Origin of the sequence: Leptolyngbya sp. GB1-A1 (assembly GCF_039962475.1) — a bacterium.
In the GTDB taxonomy this organism is placed as follows: Bacteria; Cyanobacteriota; Cyanobacteriia; order Elainellales; family Elainellaceae; genus Leptolyngbya_A.
Genome location: NZ_JAMPLI010000004.1, coordinates 221,093 through 242,347, shown reverse-complemented (window position 1 = coordinate 242,347; position 21,255 = coordinate 221,093). Strand labels below are relative to the sequence as shown.

Sequence of the window (21,255 nt, the reverse complement as noted above, 5' to 3'; positions counted from 1 at the left end):
TCATTTGTCCGTTTCTTCGATCGCCGCAACAAGCTGCTGAAGAGCGGTTGTAAGCTGCTGAATCCGCTCTAACGCCCCATCCTGGTTTTCTGCCAGCGTTTGAACCGCATCGCTCAACGCAAAAATCTGATAGCCCTGCTGCTGCACTTGTTTCGTAAGCGCATCAAGCTGTGCTGCAAGGCGATCGACCGTCTCTGTGCTCGCAATCACTGCCTCGCCCATTTGCAGGAGAATTGCCTCTAGCTGATTTGATTGAACTTCCACACCGCAACCACTCTACGTTTATGCCAGATTGAAACAAGATCATAGCGGATTGAAAGTGGGTCTGTCCTCTGTTTGGCTGTTCCTCTCCAATCAGCAGCATGAAAGCAGAACCCAGCGATAATCCGATGTGCAGGGATTGAGAGTGAGGGCAGGTCAGCAAAGCTGCCTATTGCGTGAACTCAAAAAACTAAAGAAGCTGATTCAGCCAGGCGGCAAGCACAGCACTGCCTAATGGAACCGTCAAATTATCAATGCCCAGCTTAGAGAAAGCTTCCAGCAGGGTTGCGGCAACTGCGACCATAAGGGCGATCGCCCAGGTTTGCCAATGATTGCCCTGAATCCCCAGCAACACCAGACTACAAATGATGTAGCTCACGCCTGCCATTGTTAGCGAACCTTCCCAGCTTTTCTTCATGCCCCAAAGCTCGTAGGGATGCTGCCCCAACCGTTGTCCGACCAGCGCTGCCAGTCCATCGCCCCAGGTCATGATCAAGATGCCGATCACCGTGTAGTAGGGATGCTGCTGCCAGAACAGCAAGATGAGCAAGCCAATGCTAAGGGCATAAAAGAAAGTTCCCAGGCTTTTTCGCCCGACGCTATTGATCCCCGGCAGGATTGGCAGACGATAGGACAGTAGCATCAAGGCACTAAAGGCGATCGAGGCACTGATGCCGATCCATCCTGGAATTTGCAGCCACCATGCCAGCAGAATCACATTTCCTGCGCCGATATGCACCACTTTTCGCACGACCTCGGAATCTGCCCCTTCCCACCGACTCAGCCCAAACGCCAGTAGTCCAACCAGGCTTAGCCAGAGACCGACGATCGCAAGCTGAAGCCACAGCGGAGGCACATTCAAGATCCAATCTGCAAAAATCCAATCTGCGAAACTCACCAGGAGAGAAAAATGATAAATGAACTCTGTTTATCAATCTAGTGGATTTCCAGCGAATTTGTCGTAACGGTTACGAGTGAACACGCCTCACACCCTCCAGAATTAATCGCCGCTCTGCTCGATCGAGTGCCTGACTCATCCACGCCACATCACCTGGTTCCACGGAAATTCCGGTCACGCCCCACTCAACAAGCCGATCGATGACATTGAGATTCTTGGGCAGATGACCGCAAACGGTACAGGGCAATTCTGCGGCGCGGCTAGCCTGAACAATCTGCTGAATTGCCTGCATCACGGCGGGATGGGTCATATTGAATTGGGTTGCCATCTGAGGATGATCGCGATCGATCCCCAGAAGAAGCTGAGTTAGATCGTTACAGCCGATCGCCATGCCCTGAACCCCTGCCTCAATGTAGGCGGGCAGCAGCAGCAAAATCGAAGGCACTTCTGCCATCATCCACAGTTCAAAACCGGGCTGCCATAAACCTGCCTCTGTCACTCGATCGCGGCAGAAAATAAACTCCTCAACTGTTCTCACAAACGGCAGAATCAGCCGCAGATTATCGAAACTTGCCTGCTGCACCTGACGCAAGGCTGCCAGTTCGACCCCAAACCAGCCAGGGTAAATCTGATAACGATACGCTCCGCGCAGACCCAACACTGGATTCCGTTCAACCGAGGAGCCAGCCAGCATCGGAAACTCATGGGCGCGCATATCCAGACTGCGGTAAAAAACGGGGCGGGGCATCATGCGATCGGCAAATTGCTGAATCTGCTGTGCTAATCGATCAATCAAGCCTGCTTTATCTTGTGCTAGCCATTCGTCTGGTGATCGACCCTCCAGGCTTTTTATCCAGAGCAGTTCTGACCGCAGAAGACCTACCCCATCGATCGGCAGTTCACTGATTTGGGCGATCGACTCGGTTTGGCTGAGGCTAACCATGAGCCGGGTTGCGGTTGCAGGCATAATCTGAGTCGAATTGCCCTGGTGGCGGGTTGCCTCGATTCGCAAATCAGCATGGGCTGCACGATGATTGTCATGATCGTCTGGTCCGTCGAATGCTGCTGGTTCTAACATCCGTATCACCTCCCCTCGATCGCCGTTGATTAGGACTTGATCCCCAGTTTTCAGCGTTTGCATCGCACCTGCAATTCCCACCACCGCCGGAATTCCTAACTCCCTGGCGAGGATCGCGCCGTGGCTGGTGGTTCCGCCTTGCTCGGTCACAATTCCGCCGACCTGGCGAATCTGACTAACCCACTCTGGCAAAATGATCGGCGCAACCAGAACACAGCCTGGCGGCATCTCCAGTAAAGGCACAGGCGTTAGGGGAATCACCCAGACCGTTGCTGTCACTTTCCCTGGTGCGGCAGCAATCCCTTTTAGACGATCGGAGGCAGTTTCCCGTATCTCCGATGCGTCCATTTCTAAAGGAGCAGGGGCGAGGAATTTTGGTGTGAGCGTGCTGTAGGGAATTACCCGCGTAATATAAAAGCTGGGTTCTGACCCTCGATCGCCAGACTCCGCTTCAGAGACAGCTTCGGATACCACTTCGGATACCGCCTCAGAGACAGCTCCAGAAACAGCACCAGAACAAAGCATCCACTCCAGTTCAACCGCCATGCCAAGCGTCAGCATGAGTTGGCGGGTTAGCTGTGCCAGACGCTCAACCTGCGATCGAGTAAGGACAGGCTGAGTCTGCTGCTCTGGCTTGAGCATTAGCAGTTGGAGGCTGTCGTCTTGCTCACTGCCGCCCACAGGAAAACTGCCTAGCAATGCCTGTTCTGAAGTTTCCGTCACAATGCCATAAGCCACGTTTTTCCGGCTAATTGTCTCAAAGTAGACGATTCCCGCTGCATCAACTCGGTAGCAATCCGGGGTCACGCCGCCTGTCATTCCATGTCCAAGACCCCACACCGTCTGCACTCTCAGTTCATTCCCCTGAACCACGGCTTTTCCTGCGGCGATCGGCGATCGAATCGGTTGAATCAGCACGGCCAGCTGAACCTGCTGCGGCTCAACGCCCAATCGCTGCCAGTACAGCAAACTGCGTGCCCGAAATAGCTCTGCCCAGACCCACTTCAGCGCATGAGCGATCGACTCTGGCTCTGCCCGACAGATCTTTGCTTCGAGGAGGCTTCTCGTGTCATCGCTAATCGACGGATCAAGCCCAGACGCCAGCGAAAAAGAAGGACGCAGAATTACGGCTTCGGTTTGCTGCGAGGATTGCCAATCGCGGATCGCTTCATTAATTGGCAGCAGCCATGATTTAGGAATCGCAGTGGAGGTAACCGCGTGCCGAAGCTGCTGTGCCACCCCCTGAAGCTGACGGGGATTATCAACATCAAGATGACGCAGCAAAGCAGGCAAATCTGCAAAAGTCGGATCAGCCCACTCAAGCTGGCTCAGAAATGCCTGAAACAGCTCGTTGCTCACCACTAAACCCGGAACCACAGGATAGCCGCGCTGCCGAAGAACTGCCAGATAAAACGCCTTGCTGCCCACCCGATCGCGATGATGCGGCTGAATCTGGTCAAGCCAGAAAAAATAATCCACGGACATAAGCAGAGCAAAAAGACGGGTGGATGCTTAACCAGAGTGATGCAGAGGTATTCTATTAAATTGCTAAATACTAAGTTGCTAAATGTTGAATGCTAAGTTGCTGAATATTGAGTTGCTAACTATTGAGTTCTAAATAATTGGTTTGCTAGAGATGGCGAAATAAAAGTTGCTGAGATCGAGAAAACGAACTTTTTACCAGGGCGATCGAGAAAAGATTTGTGCCGTTTTTTAAGCGTCTCCGAATCTGCTCAAAATCGCAAGCCTCTCGTCCTTTCCCGATCCTCTTATCTCCTCCTTCCCTACTTCTCCCCAATTTCATATTCCAATAGCGGAACTAGCCTCAGTCCATAAGCCGCCTCAAAATCGCCCTTCTTCTGCCCCAGGCTCCAGAGTTCCAGCGCACAATCGCCGGTCGGATAAGCCGCTTTCAGATGTAACCGCATTTCCTGAAGGTCTGCTTGATACTCACACCGCACCTGCTCGATCGCCCCAATCTGTCTGCGATCGAGCGCCACTGCTAGCCGTAGAAGCGGACTGAGCTGATCGACCACTCGGCGGTACTTTTTGCTGGTGATATTGCGATAGCACTCGTGTTTTTTCTTGGGGCTACTTTTGCGGTGATAGCGAGCAAGATTGGCGATCGTCTCAATTTCGACTTCGGGGTAGCCCAACAGTTCACCGTGGCGAATTAGATAGTAAGAGTGCTTGTGGTGCGAGGAATGGCTGACGAAGTGACCGCAGTTATGCAGCATGGCGGCTGCCCAGAGTAACTGTCGCTCCGCTTCACCCCACTCATGCAAAATGCCTTGCGTTTGATCAAACAGGCTCGTTGCAAAGTCAGCCACCCGTTTGCTATGGGGCAGATCGACCTGATACTTGTGGGCAATCTTGATCACGCTGCGTTCTCGAATCGAACCCTGGTAGCGCAGGCGATCTTCGATCAAGCCGTGGGACAGCATCCAATCCACTACCACGCCTTCTCGCAGTGCCCGTTCGCAAATGGTAATGTGATCCAGCCCCAGCAGCGTCATTGCTTCCTGCAAAATCACGGCTCCAGCCAGAATGATTTCCGATCGCCGATCGCTCATGCCGGGAATTGCCGCCCGTTCTGCATCGTTGAGCTTTCGCAGCCGATTCACCAGATCGCGCAAATCGCGCAGGCTAAACTGATAGCCATTTAGCGGTGCGGGAACCACGCCCAGCTTTTCTCTGGCATGAATCGTTGCCAGCGTCTCGATCGTGCCTGATGTGCCGACCATGCGCGGCTGTTCGTCCGGTTGCAGATGAGAGCGCAGTTCGTCGATCGATCGCTCCAGCATTCCCCGCACGTATGCCTGCAAGTAGCTAAATTCGCTGCTGCTAATCGGGTCGGTGCTGATCATTTCAGCCGTCAGGCGCACGGCTCCAATTTTGGTGCTGCTGAGGCTGCGCGGTTCGTGTCCGTCTCCCAAAATCAGCTCGGTCGAACCGCCGCCAATGTCGATCATCACATGGGGCTGGTTGTTAAACTCCATCCCCGACAGCACCCCCAGGTAAATGCGGCGGGCTTCCTCCTGTCCCGAAATCAGATTCACCGTCAAGCCCAATTCTTCCTCGATCTGCTGCAAAAATGCCTGACCGTTAGGGGCTTCGCGCACGGCACTGGTGGCAACCGCAATCATTTCATCCGCTTGTAACCCTTTGGCAATTTCCTGACAGCGTTTCAATGCCTGGATCGATCGCTGCATTGCCTCTGGTGTGAGCCGTCCCGTTTTTCGATCGCGATTGCCCAACCGCACTGTTGATTTTTCTCTGGTAATGATTGTGAAGGCAGGCAGACTAGGCTGAATTTTGACCACTGCCATGTGAATCGAGTTTGTGCCGACATCGATCGCGGCAAGGATGTGGTCTTGTTTGAGCGGCATTGAAATCTGGGGCAAATCTACTTTGCCTAACTGAGTCAGATGGATCATCGGGAGTTAAGGCATGAAGGGGAGAACTCAGCCGTTCTCGGAATCGTTCGCTTTCTAAAAGAGCAGACCATTCCGCTTGCGGCACTCAATTCAGTCCAACGGCTTGAAGCTTGCCTTCGGTCATCCGATCGCCGCACGGCTTCAAGTCTGCCTAAATCTTACCGTGATGATTTCCGCTTAACGCAGAAACGGCATAAAGATTAGATTGTGCGAACAGACTTTTTATCAAAACTGTGCATCGGCACAGGCAGCAGGGTCAGCGAGGCAGTTTCCTTCATGCAGTTTCTCCCATGAGGTAACCATAAGGTAATCAGGAGGTAATCGACTGCCGAAACACGATCGATCGCTTAATCTCCCGATAGCCAATGCGCTGATAAAACTGATGCGCCTCGCTGCGCTTCACATTCGATCGAACAACTAATGCATGACAGCCCTGCTGCTGTGCCCATGTTTCCGCCTGCTGCATCAACCGCTTGCCGACCCCTTGCCCACGCAGCTTTTCCGAAACGACCAATCCACCAATTTCTGCTTCGCGTCCCTCCTGCAAAGTCCAGTGCAAATGAACATGAACCCACCCGCCGATCGCCCCCTGCCCCCCTTCGGGATAAACCGTTTCTGCCACAAAAACAGCGTGATCGGGATGGGTCTGGAACTGTTCTAGATGCTGAGCCAGAGCCTTCGCCGAGGTGAAATAACCCAGTTCGTGACACAGCAAAACCAGTTCATCGCAGTCTGTGAGCTGGGCGGGTCGAATCGTGGTCATGGCAGAATTCCCGAATCAGTTTAGGCAGAGGGCTTCGAGAAAAATCGTCGGTTGACCCAGCTAATCATGCCGCTCAGCAGTGCCCCCGCCATCAGTATGCCGATCGCAGGCTGAAAGAAAGGCATCCAGAGCTGATACCACAAATCTAAACCGAGTGAAACGCCCATTGATCGCCCCACCACCGCCGCCGCAAACCAGACAAAGCTTGCCAGCACGAGGAAAATGTCGATCATCAAAATTAAATTGAGCCAGTTTAAAAGTTTTTCTTTCATCAGTCGAAGAATGGGTGAACCGTTGGCATGAAAGTTTACTATTCACTATTATTCAATGACGATCGCCTATTCAATGACGATCGCCTTAGGAATGCCGAAAAAGGAATAACGGTAACACAAAGCCAAAAGCTGGGGAATTGAGGGGGCAGTGTTGAATCTCACACACCTCAACCGTCCCCTAACGAGGCGCTGACTCAAAATCTGCTCCAGCTCTCTCTGAATATTCGCAATCAAAGTTAACAATTCAGTTGTCCAAAAACTTGTCTAAAAATTGCCAAAAAAGATGGCTGCACCACAGCAGGACAGCCACAAGATAAAATTCAATTTTGACCGGAAGCGATAGCCGGGATTCGTTGAAGATTAACCTTCGACAAGCTCCGGGACCTTCTTTAGATTGTCTGGATCAACGTAGTGGCACGATGCCTCATCAGCACAAATTAACGCCCAACCGGACTGATCGATGCCCACAAACTTGTACGAACCTTGCTGCACAAAAAATCCTTTGTGATTACGGGTTTCGGGTTTAACGTCAACGCTATTCGGTCCCTGCATAGTTCCACTCCTTGAATTTTCTTGGGCTTGTTCTTTTGGAGCTTTAAAGTGATAACTCAGCGATCGCTCTTTAGAGAAACTTATCCCTGAGTTCACTAAAGCTTATCATTAGAGTTCTAACTTTTTCCTTTAAGTATTTTGAGTATTTATAAAGTGGTATAAACTTCTAAGAAAAAAAGCTGCCTTAGAGCGTTTTACTCCTTGGACAGCAAATTAGATTCTGTAGATTGTTGTTAGATGCGGAGTTGAAGTTTTTGCAGCAACGCTACAGGTCAATTGTTTCTAAAACTTAACCTTCTGCTAACCACTGTTTGACCCGAATTAAACTTTTCCAGTTTGGTTTGCGGCTTAATCCATCTTCAAAATTGCGCTCAACTTCTTCTTTAAGTTCGGGAACTACTGCGATGAGCTGCGAAGCGGTTTCAACGTGCTGCCGAACACCGGGTTGAGCCGTTTCAAGCATGGCGATCGCAATATTCACCCGTGCCTGCGGGTCTTGAGGATTGAGCTTTATCGCTTTTTGCGCGGATTTGTATGCCTGAGAGGGCTTGTTGTCCAGCAAATAAAGCCAGGAGAGGCACGTCCAGGCGGGACTGCTTTTGGGAGCGCGTTCACAAACTTCCTTAAATAAGGGCAGCAAGGTTGCCGGAGATTCTCCAGCGTTATAGCGTTCTAGCCCTTGCTCAAACAGGATTTCTACCGTCTCAGCCATAGCCAAGCCAAACTCACGGGGACAAATACAACCCAAAAACTATAGCATTTCAGGTTTCCCCCTGACCGTCAGGCTCAAGGATTGTGGCGAATCAGGCGAATCTGGGCACGTTAAGCAAGCAGCTTTGCCGTTTCACAGTAGGGGCGCGGCTGCTGGAATGCGTCTAATCTAGTGCTGTTTGATTTCCGGTTGATTGCCTTTCAGTCTGGAGACTTCTCTATGAGAGATATGCGTCCTGCTTACACCCAGCGACGGGTCGGCATCATGGCATTGCTGCTCATTTTTATCCTGCCGTTTGCGCTGGTCGTTTATCAGCTTGTAGGCGAAATTGGCGATCGGCTAGAGTTTGCCAACGCTGAGCGACAAGGCGTTTTATACCTTCCTCGGCTGGAGCAGCTCTTGCACGATGTCTCAGAGGCGCAGTGGCTTCTGCACCAGTCTGAGTTCAGCGAAGAACTCCAAGCACAAGCGCAAAAGATCGATCGCGATCTGGCAACCCTGGCAGCAGTGAATCAGCAGGTTAGACAACGCCTCCAAACGGCAGCCGGAGTTAAGCAAGCGCAAGAAACCTGGGCAGTCCTCCAGCAGGTCGAAACTCACTTGCGTTCGCAGCCCTCCTCCAAAACAGCGTCAATTGAAGCAGGCTCGATCGCTGTCGTAGATGAAATTTACAGTGAGCTTATTCAACAGATTCGGCTGCTCATGCTTCAAGTGGGCGATCTCTCGAATCTCATTCTTGACCCAGATTTGAGCAGCTATTATCTAATGAATTTGGTGCTGCTCAAACTACCAGAAGCACAGGAACTGCTGGCACAAGCTCGCCTTCAGGAAGCTGAATGGATGCATCCGTTTGTCTCTCGATTGGAGGTACGCGAAAAACTCCTTTCCCTGATCGGGCAGATTCAGATTAACCAGCAGGAAATCGATCGCAGCTTTGCCACTGTGCTTCAGGAGAATCACCAGCCACAGCTTCAAACGGCTCTCACTGCCCTGGTTGAACAATTACAAAGTACAACCCGCCGGTTGCTAAAGCAGCTTCAGACAGCGACCCAGCAGCCAGCGATTCAGCCTGAAACCCTTTCCTTTACGTCTGCCCAACTCAATCTTGCAGCAGAGGCTCTTGAAACCAGCTCTACCCTGTGGCAGCAAGCCGCACAGCAGCTCGATCGCCTGCTCCAAGTTCGAATGCAAAAAGCACAGCAAAAAATTATGGTGGTTGAAGCATTTGCAATCGTCGTCATCATGACGGTGTTTGCGCTATTTTTCCTTACAGATCGCAATCTTGCTAGACAGCGCCGATCGGAGCGACACATCAGTGCCCAATACGCCGTAACAGGAGTGCTGGCGACTTCTCCTTCGCTAGAAGAAGCAGCCCCCCAAATCCTCAAGGCAGTCTGCGAGAGCCTGAACTGGGAGATGGGCGAACTCTGGGAGGTAAACCAGTCCGACAATGCTTTGGCATGGATTGCAGGGTGGCATCGTGAAGATCTAGACGCAGCAGAATTTGAAGCCCGATCGAAGGAAATAACCCTGCCAATCGGAGTTGGATTGGCCGGTCATGTTTGGCAGCAAAACAAGCCACTCTGGATTCCTGACTTCAAGCAAGATCCAAATTTTGTGCGAAAGCCGATCGTTCCAGCGGGGGTTCATGCGGTCTGTGGCTTTCCGGTCGTTGCCAATCAGCAGGTCTTAGGAGTCGTGACGTTTTATAGCCATCGAGTGGCCCCGATCGATAGCGGCTTGCTCGATCTGATGAATGCGATCGGTGCACAAATCGGACAGTTTATGGAGCGGCAGCACACCGAATCCGCCCTGCGGCAAAGCGAAGAAGTGCAGCGGCTCGCTCTGGGGGCAGCCCGAATGGGAGCATGGACCTGGAATATCCAGACAGGTCAGGAACATTGGTCTGAGGAGATTGAACAGCTATTCGGCATGAAGCCAGGCTCCTTTAAAGGGGATTACGACACATTTATTAGTTTGGTGCATCCGCAGGATCGCGAACGGCTACAGAAAGCGCAGGCGAAGGCACTCGCAGGCAATCAGGACTACGCAGCAGAATTTCGCATTCTCTGTGAGGGCGGGAATGTGCGATGGATTGCTAGCTGGGGCAGAGTGTCTCGCGATGAGACAGGTCAGCCGCTGCAAATGGCAGGCGTTTCGATGGACGTTACCGATCGTAAAAAATCAGAAATCTCGCTGGCAGCCAGCGAACGACTGCTGCGGCAGGCAGAAGAAAAATATCGCAGTATTTTTGAGAATGCGGTAACGGGAATCTTTCAAACCACTCCAGAAGGGCAGTATCTCAGCGCGAATCCAGCTCTGGCACAGATTTACGGCGATGATTCAGCCGAAGCGTTAATCGATCGCATTCATGACATCGCGCAGCAGGTTTATGTGGACCCCAATCGACGCGAGGAATTTGTGTATCTGATCGAAAAAACAGGGGCAGTTTCAGATTTTGAGTCGCAGGTGTATTGCAAAGACGGGCAGGTAATTTGGATTAGCGAGAATGTGATCAGCGTCCGAAATGACTCTGGCAGGCTGCTTTACTACGAAGGCACAGTCGAAGATATCACCGAGCGCAAACGATCGCAGGAAGCGTTGCAGCAGCAGCTTTTAGCGATCGAGGCGGCAAGCGTCGGAATCGCAATGCTCGACGCACGGGGACAATACGTTTATGTGAATACTGCCCACGCCCGCATTTATGGCTACCCCAGTTCTGCAAATCTGATCGGCAAAGTCTGGAAGGTTTTATATTCACCGACCGAGCTGGCACGTTTTGAGCAAACCATTATGCCGAAGTTCTTTCAGGAGGGCTACTGGCGAGGCGAGGCGATCGGTCAGCGTCAGGACGGCAGCCTGTTTCTGCAAGAGATATCGCTGACCGCGCTAGATAACGGTGGACTCATTTCCATTGTTCAAGATATCACCGAGCGCAAACAAAGCGAAGCAGCTCTACGAGAGCGGGAAGAACGGTTTCGGACCCTGCTCAATAACATCTCTGGAGCGGTGTATCGCTGCGCCTACGATGAGCATTGGACAATGGAATTCATCAGCGATGCGGTAGAGCAGATCACCGGATATCCGCCCGCTGCCTTTATCGACAACAAAACACTGGCTTATGCAGATGTCATTGCAGACGAAGACAAACTTGCTGTCCAACAAATGGTTGACCAAGCAATCGAGAAACGCCGCCCCTTTGCAGCAGAGTATCGCCTGTGTCATGCAGACGGCTCGATCCGCTGGGTCTACGAGAAAGGACAGGCAATTCTGAACGGCAATGGGCAGGTCGTTTGTCTCGACGGCGTGATTGTCGATATCACCGAGCGCAAACGCACCGAAGAACGCCTGCGGCTACTGCAATCGGTGGTTATTAACACAAATGACTCGGTGATCATTGCCGAAACGCGAACCCTCAATCCACCCCTTCTGGAAATTGTCTACGTCAATCAGGCATTTACCCGAATCACAGGCTACACTCCCGAAGAAGTGATCGGTCGATCGCCCATGATGCTGATCGGAGAACAAACCGATTGCGCCGTTGTCGACCGATTACAGCAGGCATTGATTCAGCAAGAAGTAATTCAAACCGAACTGCTGGCTTATCGCCAAGACGGCTCAGAGTTTTGGCTAGAACTCGAGATGGTTCCGATCGCCAACGAACACGGCGCGACCACTCACTGGATCTCAGTGCAGCGCGATACTAGCCAACGCAAACAGGCAGAAGATACGCTGCGAAGAAGCAAAGAAGACGCCGAAGAAGCTAGCCGCGCCAAGAGCCAGTTTCTCGCCAACATGAGCCACGAACTGCGAACCCCGCTCAATGCCATCATCGGCTACAGCGAAATGCTGCAAGAAGACGCCGAAGACCTGGGACACAGCGACATTGTGCCAGATCTCGAAAAGATTCGCGGAGCCGGAAAACACCTACTGGCACTGATTAATGACATTCTAGATATTTCCAAGATCGAAGCCGGAAAAATGGAGCTTTATCTGGAAACATTTAACATTGCCCAGCTCGTCGCCGAGGTCGAAAGCACAATTCAACCTTTGATCGAGAAAAACAAAAATCGGCTCGAAATTCATTGCCATCCCGATCTGGGAATAATGCACGCCGATCTCACCAAAGTGCGCCAGGCTTTATTTAATCTGCTTAGCAATGCCTGCAAGTTCACCGAACACGGCACGATTACCCTTACCGTCGATCGCCAGCAGGAAACTGCCCTGCGTCCACCCCAATTCACCTTCCAAGTCAGCGATACCGGAATTGGCATGACGCTAGAGCAGGTGCAAAAGGTGTTTCAGGCATTTACGCAGGCAGATGCCTCAACCACGCGTAAGTATGGCGGCACAGGTCTGGGACTGGCAATCACACGCCATTTCTGCCAGATGATGGGCGGCGAAATCACAGTTAGCAGCAAAATCGGCGAGGGATCAACGTTTACAATTTATTTGCCGATCGCAGTCACCAACCCTAAGGAACAGCATTCACGGCGCAGCAGCGGTTTTGCAGGTAATGGTTTTGCAAATAATGGTTTTGCAGGTAATGGTTTTGCAAATAATGGTTTTGGAGCAACGGCTGACCCTGTACTCCATTCCCAGTCCACCTCAGCCCAGTCTGCTCTAAAGCCATTTGCTCCTGAAGCTCAGATTGGAACGATTCTTGTGATTGATGACGATCCAAGCGTTCGCGAACTGATGATCCATTACCTCAACCGCGATGGGCTGCAAGTCATGGTTGCTGCGTCTGGAAACGAAGGCTTAGAGCTTGCCCGCCAGAAGCGTCCCGATGTGATTACGCTGGATGTGCTGCTGCCTCAAATGAACGGCTGGGAAGTTCTCTCGATGCTCAAGGCGGATGCGGATCTGGCAGATATTCCCGTGATCATGATGAGCATTATTGACGATAAGCAGCAGGGCTTCACGCTGGGAGCCTCGGATTATCTCACCAAGCCGATCGACTACAAACGATTAACGCGTCTGCTCGAACACTATCGCCCCAAGTCTACCGAAGCAGAAAACGACCCGGAATTGCCAAACGCTCAAGCCGGACCCGCGATCGGACAAGTGCTGATTGCAGAAGACGACCGCACAACCCGCGAAATGTTTCGGCGGATGCTAGAAAAAGAAGGGTGGCAAGTGACAGAAGCCGCGAACGGTCGAATTGCCCTAGACTCCCTTGCACAGCAGACTCCTCATCTGATCTTGCTGGACTTGATGATGCCTGAAATCGACGGCTTTCAGTTTATCCATACCCTGCGCCAGCATCCCCAGTGGCGATCGTTACCCGTGATTGTTGTGACCGCAATGGATCTGACCCCACAGGATCGGCTATACCTGAGTAGTTCCGTCGAGCAAGTGCTACAAAAAGGATCTTACGATCGAGACGCTTTGCTGCACGAAGTGCGTGAGTTAACTCTGAGCTGGGTTCAGCGTCGGCAAGCGAGAGGATAAGCCATGAGTATGAAACCAGCCACTGTCAAAATTCTGGTCGTTGACGATAACGAGGTCACCCGGCTTTATATTGCCCGTCAACTGCAACAGCAGTACGATGTGACGCTGGTGACTCATGGGCGCGAGGCGTTAGAGCGGCTCCATACCGAATCTTTTGATCTGGTGCTGATGGATGTAGTGATGCCGGAGATGAACGGCTATCAAGTGCTGGAGCAAATTAAAGCCAATCCTGCCCTCCGGTCGATTCCGGTCATTATGATTTCTGCAAGCGATGACCACGATCGCGCCATTCGCTGTATCGAAAAAGGGGCAGAAGACTACCTGGCAAAACCGCTCAACGCCACGCTGCTCAACGTTAGAATTAATGCCTGTCTGGAGCGCAAATGGCTTCGCGATCAGGAGCAGGCATACCTGCATCAGCTTCAGCAAGAAAAGGCGCAGGTCGAAGCCGCCCATCGCGCAAAAAGTGCCTTTCTCGCCAATATGAGCCACGAACTGCGGACTCCCCTCAACGCCATCATTGGCTACAGCGAGATTTTGCAGGAAGACTTGCAGAGCGAAGGGGCGATCGACTACCTGCCCGACCTGGAAAGAATTCATACCTCAGGCAAACACCTACTGCGGTTGATCGACGATCTGCTAAATATCGCCAAGATCGAAGCAGGCAGAATGGATCTGTATCTCGAAAGCTTTGAGGTGAAAACGCTGATTAGCAAAGTCGTTCAGGAAGTGCAGCCCCTTATTGGAGCAAACGGAAATCGTCTGGTAGTCTTCTGCACCCCCGACCTGGGAACCCTGCACGCCGACCTCAGCAAAGTCCGTCAGATCCTCTGGAACCTGCTTACCAACGCCGCCAAATTTACCAGCAATGGCACGGTGACGCTCAAAGTCGAGTCCCGATCGATCTCCCCCAGCGCTCTGACCACCCCCGACTCCCTGATCTCCCCTGTTCCCCACATTCTGTTTGAAGTCACTGACACAGGCATCGGCATCGCCGAAGAACAACAGCCCTTCATCTTCCAGCCCTTCACCCAGGGCGACGAATCCAGCACCAGAGAATACGGCGGCACAGGCTTAGGATTGGCAATCGCCTATCGCTTTTGCACCATGATGGGCGGCTCAATCACTGTTTCCAGCACAATTTACAAAGGCACAACGTTTAACGTAATGCTGCCCGTCACCGTCGATCGCTCAGCTTCCCTTCACCCTGAAAAAGAACCGCTTCACTCTCCACCCCTCATCCCCCCATCTCCTCATCTCCTTCCCCCATCCCTCACTCCCTCCCCCCTCCACCCCTCCACTCCCCGCCAACCCACCTTCACCGACCTGATCTTGGTAATCGACAACGATCGCAGCGTTCGCGATGTTATGGTGCAGCAGCTTAACCAAAACGGCTTCCGGGTCGTCACAGCCTGGTCGGGCAGCGAAGGGCTAAGGCTAGCGCGGGAACTAATGCCGGGGCTGATCATGCTGGATATGGCAATGCCGCAGATGGATAGCTGGATCGTGCTGTCGATGCTCAAGTCCGATCCGCTGCTAGCAAATATTCCCGTCGTCGTGCAGGGAACGCACGAAAGCTATTATCAGGAAAATCATCACCCCGAAAGCCATCACTCGGAAAATCATCAAGCAAGCTATTGTGCCCTGCCTGCCGGATTTGTGCTAGGCATCTGCGAAGTGTTGACCGATGCCAACTCCTTTAAGCGACTCACCGCACTGCTTCAGGCATACCCACGATCGACTCAGGAAATCCTGCTTATCCAGGAAGACCGAACCACTGAACAAATCCTCCACCGTTTGTTGACCAAAGCCGGATGGCAAGTGTTAACCGCAGACCTTTCGACTGCCCTGCGTCCCTGCGCTCAGCCGCCCGATGCGATTTTGATTGATTTGCTCACCTCGAAACCAGGTAGCTTTGAACTGCTTGCCAATTTGCGGCAGATCCGCGAGTGGAAATCTATTCCCACGATCGCCACGATCGCCAGCGATCTAACTCCGACTCGCTATCAGTTCCTAAATACCAGCGTGGCTCAGCTGATGAAGCGAAGCGTTCTGCAAAATCCACTGCTTCAGCAGGTACAGCCCTATATTCTTTCCCATTTGCAGCAGGAACCAACCCGATAGAAGGGACTGGGAGAAAATCGCTATACCAGGTGCCTGTTGGCTCTAGGTAAACTTCGGGCACTCTAGAGCAGGAAGTCAGTATGTGCATCCACTAGGTGATTAAATTTTTGAGTTTAATGAAATTGCAGTCGATCGTACTGTAGTTGGCTATGAGCAACTCATCACACGGATTTGCGTCAATCCCCCTACATGAGGTGCCATCTGGGAGAACAAGAGATGCCCAAGATTCTCTTAATCGAAGATAATGAAATGAACCGAGATATGCTCTCTCGGCGGCTAACTCGCAAAGGAATTCAGGTTGTGATTGCGACAGACGGAGAACAGGGCGTTGCCCTTGCACTTTCCGAGTCTCCCGATCTGATCCTGATGGATATGAGCCTTCCGGTGCTGGATGGCTGGTCTGCTACTCGCCAAATCAAAGCCACTCCTGCCACGCAAAAGATTCCCGTTATTGCGCTGACTGCTCACGCGATGGCAGGCGATCGCGACAAATGCCTGGAAGCAGGCTGCGACGATTATGACACCAAGCCGATCGAATTCACCCGTCTGATGGGTAAAATCCAAGCACTGCTGGTCAAAGAGGCAGCAATATGACAGACCAGGGGCGCGTACTGGTAGTAGATGATAATGAGATGAATCGAGATCTGCTGTCTCGGCGGCTTCTGCGTCAGGGACATCTGATCGCCATGGCAGAAAACGGGCAGGAGGCTCTAGAACAGCTTCGATCGCAGCCGTTTGACCTTGTGCTGCTCGATATTATGATGCCCGTGATGAACGGCTATCAGCTTCTTGAAAGCCTGAAGGCAGACCCCGACCTGCGCCATATTCCGGTCATTATGATCTCTGCGCTAGATGATCTCGATAGCGTGGTGCGCTGTATTGAGCTGGGCGCAGAAGATTATTTGTTTAAGCCCTTTAACCCAACACTGCTCAAAGCCAGAATCGGAGCCAGCCTGGAGAAAAAGCGGCTGCGTGATCAGGAACAAGCCTATCTTCAGCGCATTCAGGACGAGCAAGAAAAATCAGAGCGGCTACTGCTCAACGTGCTGCCCAAACCAATTGCCGATCGTCTGAAACAGGGACAGCATACGATCGCCGATAATTTTAGCGAAGTGACGGTGCTATTTGCCGATATTGTCAGTTTTACGCAGTTGTCGGTCTCGCTGTCTCCCACCGCCCTGGTCGAACTACTGAATCAGATTTTTTCCACGTTTGATCAGCTCGTCGAACAGCATGGCCTGGAAAAGATTAAAACGATCGGAGATGCCTATTTAGCGGTGGGTGGCTTACCAATGCCTCGTCCTGATCACGTTCAAGCCGTAGCAGATTTGGCTCTGGCAATGCAGGCAGCGATCGCGCAGTTCACCGTGCCAACGCCCGACGGAGGAACCAGAACCCTGATGATGCGAATCGGCATTCATACAGGAGCTGTGGGTGCAGGCGTGATTGGCACAACCAAATTTTCCTATGACCTGTGGGGCGATACCGTCAACACCGCCAGCCGCATGGAATCCCAGGGCGTTCCCGGCAAAATTCAGGTTACGGATACAACCTATCAGCTTTTGCAGCAGCAGTATAATTTTGAAGAACGTGGACTGGTTGATATCAAAGGCAAAGGGGAAATGAGAACTTATTTTCTCTGCCAGAAGCGATCGAACTAAGCCCAGTTCTGGCTGCTCCCCGGCTTCAGCCCTGCTAGATTTGCAGCCCTGCTAGATTTGCTTCTGAGCAGGACGCGGAGGGTCGGGAAGGTCTGTACCGCGGTCAGTTAGCGTATCAATCAGATCGCCTGTCTCTGACAGAATCGTCTCAGCCAACAAATCCGCCTCATCAGAACTGAGCGATGATTCCAGACGGTGAATCAAAATTTTCTGAAGTCTGGGACCATCTGCCGCCTCAACAGTCATCTCGTAGGTTTCGTACTGAAGCTTTTCTCCGACAGCGGGAATCTTCTGCATTTGATAAATCAAAAATCCGCCCAGCGTTTGATAATCCTCTGATAGGGGCAAATTTAGATCCAGCAGTTCGTTAACCTCTTCTAGATCGGTTTGCGCCTGCACTCTGAAATTTTGGTCGTCTATTACTTCAACGTCGGGTTCTTCCAGATCTTCGCCTTCGTGGGTATCACCCATAATCTCGGCTGCTAGATCTTGCAGTGTCACCAGACCTGCCGTGCCCCCAAACTCATCTACAACGATCGCCATTGGCTGGCCCGATCGCTGCATGAGCTGCAACAATTCGCTGAGGTGAATATTTTCCGACACAAACTGTGCCGGACGCACCCATGCCTGCACCGGACTATCAAGCTTCAGCATTCCCTGGCTCAAAGGTTCTGCCAGTTCTTTGAAGTGCAAGATTCCGGTAATGTCGTCTAAGGATTCGCCCATGACCGGATAGCGCGAATGTCCAGAACTAGCGACTTCTTGCAAAAGATCCTGGAACGTTGCTTCACGCGGCAGTGCCACAATGCTGATCCGGGGAATCATCACTTCTCCGGCAGTCACGTCAGCAAAGGCAAACACATTGCTCAGCAATTCTCGCTCTTCCTCCTCCAATCCGGGGGATTCGGTCGAGGTGGCAATGATCAGCTCCAGTTCTTCGGGCGTGACCCGGTTGTACCAGCCCTGCCCCGTGTAGGGAACACCCAGCAACCGCAGCAGCCAGCGCGTAGACTGATTCAAAATCCAGATAAACGGATTAAAAAAGCGGGCGATCGCCTGACTTGGCGCACCCAAAAAGCGAGCCAACTGCTCTGGATACATTAACGCCACTGATTTTGGGCAAAGCTCACCTAGTACAATTTGCAGATAGGCAATCAGCAAAAAGGCGATCGGCAACGCCAGCGAATGAGCTAGCACGTTCCCCACCCCAGACGGCAGGGGCAGCCGCAGCAGCAACACCGACAGCAGCACCGCTACCGTGCTTTCGCCAATAAAGCCCAGTGCCAAACTGGATAAGGTAATGCCAATTTGAGTAGTAGACAGCAGGCGATCGATCCCACGCTGCAAGTCCTGCACTGTCTTTGCCTGCACATCTCCGGCAGACACAAGCTGGCTAATTCGCGATCGACGTACAGAGACGATCGAAAACTCAGCTGCCACAAAAAAGCCGTTAATCATAATCAACAGCAGCACTGCCAACACTCGCAGCAGCACATCGGAACCGCTCAAAACCGGGAGTGTATCGGCTGATGCGCTTAGGGCAGGAGAAACCATTGATTTGATCAACTTAAAAGCAGTCTAGAAACAGCAGTCTAGCAGGAGGAAAACGGTTTAGAGAATGTTTGAGGAGTTGCCAATCTCCGACAGCGTCACCTAGATCCCCCAACATTGGGCGACTTTGAAGCGCAGAGAAGGGTCGGCTTCCCCCAGAATGAAGGGAGCGAGGGGGCGGTTCGGGACGCATTGATACATCTTCAAAGCACCCTCTCAAGAAGCCTATTTGCCTGACTCCATTTTGGCTTTCACCTGCTGCAAAATGTCCTCCTCTTTAAGGAAGGTTAGCCCTTCTCGGCGAACAGGCTTACCCTGGGCATCGGTCACATTGTTCACTGGACGGGCATCAGGTTGAGTGATTCCCTTGAGTGCCTCTCGCCCAGTACGATAACCCCAAGCGGCACTACCGACCCCTGCCCCCACCATCACGGTCAGCAAAAAAAGCGTTAATACAACGGTTGAATTCACGGATGCTGCTGATATTCGTCAAGCATCAGGATACAATAGAAGCCAAAAGATCGAGAAGTCAAAAGACTGAAATATTACCAGGGTTGGCCGAGCGGTTTAGGCAGCGAACTCATAATTCGCCTCAGGCGGGTTCAACTCCTGCACCCTGGACTCCATTAAACTTTAACTAAATTTAAACTAGACTTTCGTAGTTTTCGATCGACGGTTTTCTATCCTTCAGAAGGATCGCAAGCGGCTAAGATAAAGCAACGGATCGGCAGTCGCTCTGCCTGATAGGATGATGGGTAAGCCAAGATGATGGGTAAGCCAATTGGCACTCGATGCCTCTTCCTAACTTGGTCTAAAGTTCCCTGGAGTGACTGGGTCTAGAATTGATCAGTGAGATCCAACCACCGGATCTCTGGGCTACCCTTCGCAGTTGCACTACTTCCTGCCGAATGACTTCAGCACCGCATCAGAGCCATCTATTAATCATCGAAGACGACAAAGGACGGTGTGAATACACCCTGGATCAGCCAATCTATTCGATCGGTCGTGACCCTAAGTGCGATATTCGGCTGGTTTCTCAGTTCGTCTCCCGTCGTCACGCCACGCTTATTCAGCAGCCCAACGAAGACGGCAGCTACTATTACCGAATTGTAGACGGCAATCTCAGAGGGCAATACAGCGCAAACGGACTGCTGATCAATGGGCGCAAGCTGCAAGCACACAACCTCCAGCACGAAGATAGAGTCATTTTTGGACCGCGAGTGCAGGCAATCTATCACCTGCTAAAGCGCGATGCAATTACAACTGTGCCACCAGATGAATATGACATTACCCTGATCAGCCCTAATATGACGGGTGATCCAGAAGAAGATTCTGTTGGCTAAACATCGCCCTACATTTTCAGGTTTTGTCAATCTCTTTGTGCAATTTTTCCGGCCTATTGGAAGGAATCAGAGCTTGTCTTGCTGATCAGCGGCAAAAATGAGGTGCAGTAGCGTTTACGAGGCACGGCGTGCTTGCTATTACTTCCTCTAATCGTATGAAACTCGATTCTCTTCAACCTGATGCAGATTATTTTCTGCGCCTCATTTGGCAGCTTGAACGATCGGCAGCAGACTTTCACCAATTCCGCTAAAACGGGCGATCGTGCCCTTTCCGCTAAATCCGAATCGCCTTACCCGTCACCACAATCCCGCCGCTGGTCGGAATTTTTACTCCAAGCTGACTGGGGCGACCCATCGCTGCTCCCTGAAGAATCAGGAGTGTAGCTGGCACTGGGATGAGTTGAGCCGATCGCAGATACCCGCCGAGCGCAGCCGCCGCAGCCCCCGTTGCCGGATCTTCTACCACGCCCCCGACTGGAAAAGGATTGCGAGCATGGAAGACAGTATCGCTCTCACGCCACACAAGTTGTAGCGTCGTCAGACCCTCCCGCAGCATGAGTGCCTTGAGTGCCTCGAAATCGTAGTTCAGTTCTGCCAGACGCTGTGCCTCCGCAACCGCAAGCACTAAATGCCATGCCCCAGCGTAGGCTCTTGCAGGAGGAATCGATCGGTCGAGGTCGTCGGGTGCCCATTTCAGTGCAGCAAGAGCTTGGCTGACGAGCGCATCAGACGCAGGCGCAGAGCAAGGCTCAACAGAAGTCAGAGACGCTTCATAATGACCGTCGCGCTGGGACACTGTAACAGGTATTGTTCCAACCAAGGTTTCTAACCGATAGGTTCCATTGCCGTCGTTTTCGCCCAGTAGGACTCCAGTGGCGATCGTGGCGTGTCCACAAAACGAGACTTCGGCTTCAGGGCTATAGTAACGAACCGTTCGATCGGCTCCGGCGGCAGGCGCGACAAAGGCAGTTTCCGAGAAACCAACCTCAGCGGCGATCCGCTGCATGGTTTCAGGATCGGGAAGCGTATCTCCAACCCAAACACCCGCAGGATTGCCTCCATCAGGAGTCGTTGTAAAGGCGGACAGACGATAAAGGGTTCCTGAAGTCATGATTGAGTAGAAGACATGTTGTTCAAACTACCAGTGAT

16 protein-coding genes and 1 tRNA gene are annotated in these 21,255 nt (G+C 52.1%); 6 read left to right on the top strand and 11 right to left on the bottom strand.

Going from position 1 to position 21,255, the window contains the following annotated elements; all coding sequences use genetic code 11:
* From NDI45_RS06625 to NDI45_RS06590, 8 genes are all read right to left on the bottom strand, one after another.
* Positions 1–264: a hypothetical protein gene (locus NDI45_RS06625; protein WP_199296735.1), complete on the bottom strand. Its 264-nt coding sequence runs from the start codon at positions 262–264 to the stop codon at positions 1–3.
* A 187-nt stretch (positions 265–451) separates the two neighbouring features.
* Positions 452–1,117: a diacylglycerol/polyprenol kinase family protein gene (locus NDI45_RS06620; RefSeq protein WP_348246857.1), complete on the bottom strand. Its 666-nt coding sequence runs from the start codon at positions 1,115–1,117 to the stop codon at positions 452–454.
* Between the two features lie 112 nt (positions 1,118–1,229).
* Positions 1,230–3,722, bottom strand: coding sequence for a putative PEP-binding protein (locus NDI45_RS06615; protein ID WP_348246812.1), 2,493 nt, complete (start codon positions 3,720–3,722; stop codon positions 1,230–1,232).
* Positions 3,723–4,021: 299 nt separating this feature from the next.
* Positions 4,022–5,674 (bottom strand): Ppx/GppA phosphatase family protein, encoded by a 1,653-nt coding sequence (locus NDI45_RS06610; protein WP_190793589.1) that lies wholly within the window; start codon positions 5,672–5,674, stop codon positions 4,022–4,024.
* A 310-nt stretch (positions 5,675–5,984) separates the two neighbouring features.
* Positions 5,985–6,437 (bottom strand): GNAT family N-acetyltransferase, encoded by a 453-nt coding sequence (locus NDI45_RS06605; protein WP_348246811.1) that lies wholly within the window; start codon positions 6,435–6,437, stop codon positions 5,985–5,987.
* Between the two features lie 20 nt (positions 6,438–6,457).
* Entirely contained in the window at positions 6,458–6,709 is a 252-nt protein-coding gene (locus NDI45_RS06600; RefSeq protein WP_190793587.1) for a hypothetical protein, read from the bottom strand.
* Positions 6,710–7,069: 360 nt separating this feature from the next.
* A complete protein-coding gene (locus NDI45_RS06595; RefSeq protein ID WP_190793586.1) occupies positions 7,070–7,261 on the bottom strand; it encodes a hypothetical protein in 192 nt (63 codons plus the stop codon).
* Between the two features lie 289 nt (positions 7,262–7,550).
* On the bottom strand, positions 7,551–7,973 hold the full coding sequence (locus NDI45_RS06590; RefSeq protein WP_190793585.1) for a hypothetical protein: 423 nt from the start codon (positions 7,971–7,973) through the stop codon (positions 7,551–7,553).
* 219 nt (positions 7,974–8,192) lie between these two features.
* Between NDI45_RS06590 and NDI45_RS06585 the strand changes: the two genes are divergently transcribed.
* The 4 genes from NDI45_RS06585 (at position 8,193) to NDI45_RS06570 (ending at position 17,212) form a co-directional block, all read left to right on the top strand.
* Complete coding sequence (locus tag NDI45_RS06585; protein WP_348246810.1) at positions 8,193–13,427, top strand: PAS domain S-box protein; 5,235 nt, start codon at positions 8,193–8,195, stop codon at positions 13,425–13,427.
* Between the two features lie 3 nt (positions 13,428–13,430).
* A complete protein-coding gene (locus tag NDI45_RS06580) occupies positions 13,431–15,551 on the top strand; it encodes a response regulator (protein WP_348246809.1) in 2,121 nt (706 codons plus the stop codon).
* 216 nt (positions 15,552–15,767) lie between these two features.
* On the top strand, positions 15,768–16,145 hold the full coding sequence (locus tag NDI45_RS06575) for a response regulator (protein WP_190794234.1): 378 nt from the start codon (positions 15,768–15,770) through the stop codon (positions 16,143–16,145).
* Entirely contained in the window at positions 16,142–17,212 is a 1,071-nt protein-coding gene (locus NDI45_RS06570) for an adenylate/guanylate cyclase domain-containing protein (protein ID WP_348246808.1), read from the top strand. Before NDI45_RS06575 ends, NDI45_RS06570 begins: the two co-directional genes overlap by 4 nt.
* Before the next feature lie 51 nt (positions 17,213–17,263).
* Here the strand turns inward: NDI45_RS06570 and NDI45_RS06565 are convergent, their stop codons facing one another.
* On the bottom strand, positions 17,264–18,766 hold the full coding sequence (locus NDI45_RS06565) for a hemolysin family protein (protein ID WP_348246807.1): 1,503 nt from the start codon (positions 18,764–18,766) through the stop codon (positions 17,264–17,266).
* A gap of 222 nt (positions 18,767–18,988) precedes the next feature.
* A complete protein-coding gene (locus tag NDI45_RS06560) occupies positions 18,989–19,234 on the bottom strand; it encodes a hypothetical protein (protein WP_190794231.1) in 246 nt (81 codons plus the stop codon).
* A gap of 77 nt (positions 19,235–19,311) precedes the next feature.
* Here NDI45_RS06560 and NDI45_RS06555 point away from each other — a divergent pair.
* Positions 19,312–19,384 (top strand) — tRNA-Ile (locus NDI45_RS06555).
* A 287-nt stretch (positions 19,385–19,671) separates the two neighbouring features.
* Complete coding sequence (locus tag NDI45_RS06550) at positions 19,672–20,106, top strand: FHA domain-containing protein (protein ID WP_190794230.1); 435 nt, start codon at positions 19,672–19,674, stop codon at positions 20,104–20,106.
* Positions 20,107–20,380: 274 nt separating this feature from the next.
* Here NDI45_RS06550 and NDI45_RS06545 read toward each other — a convergent pair whose 3' ends face one another.
* Entirely contained in the window at positions 20,381–21,217 is an 837-nt protein-coding gene (locus NDI45_RS06545; RefSeq protein WP_190794229.1) for a PhzF family phenazine biosynthesis isomerase, read from the bottom strand.
* Positions 21,218–21,255: the final 38 nt, after the last annotated feature.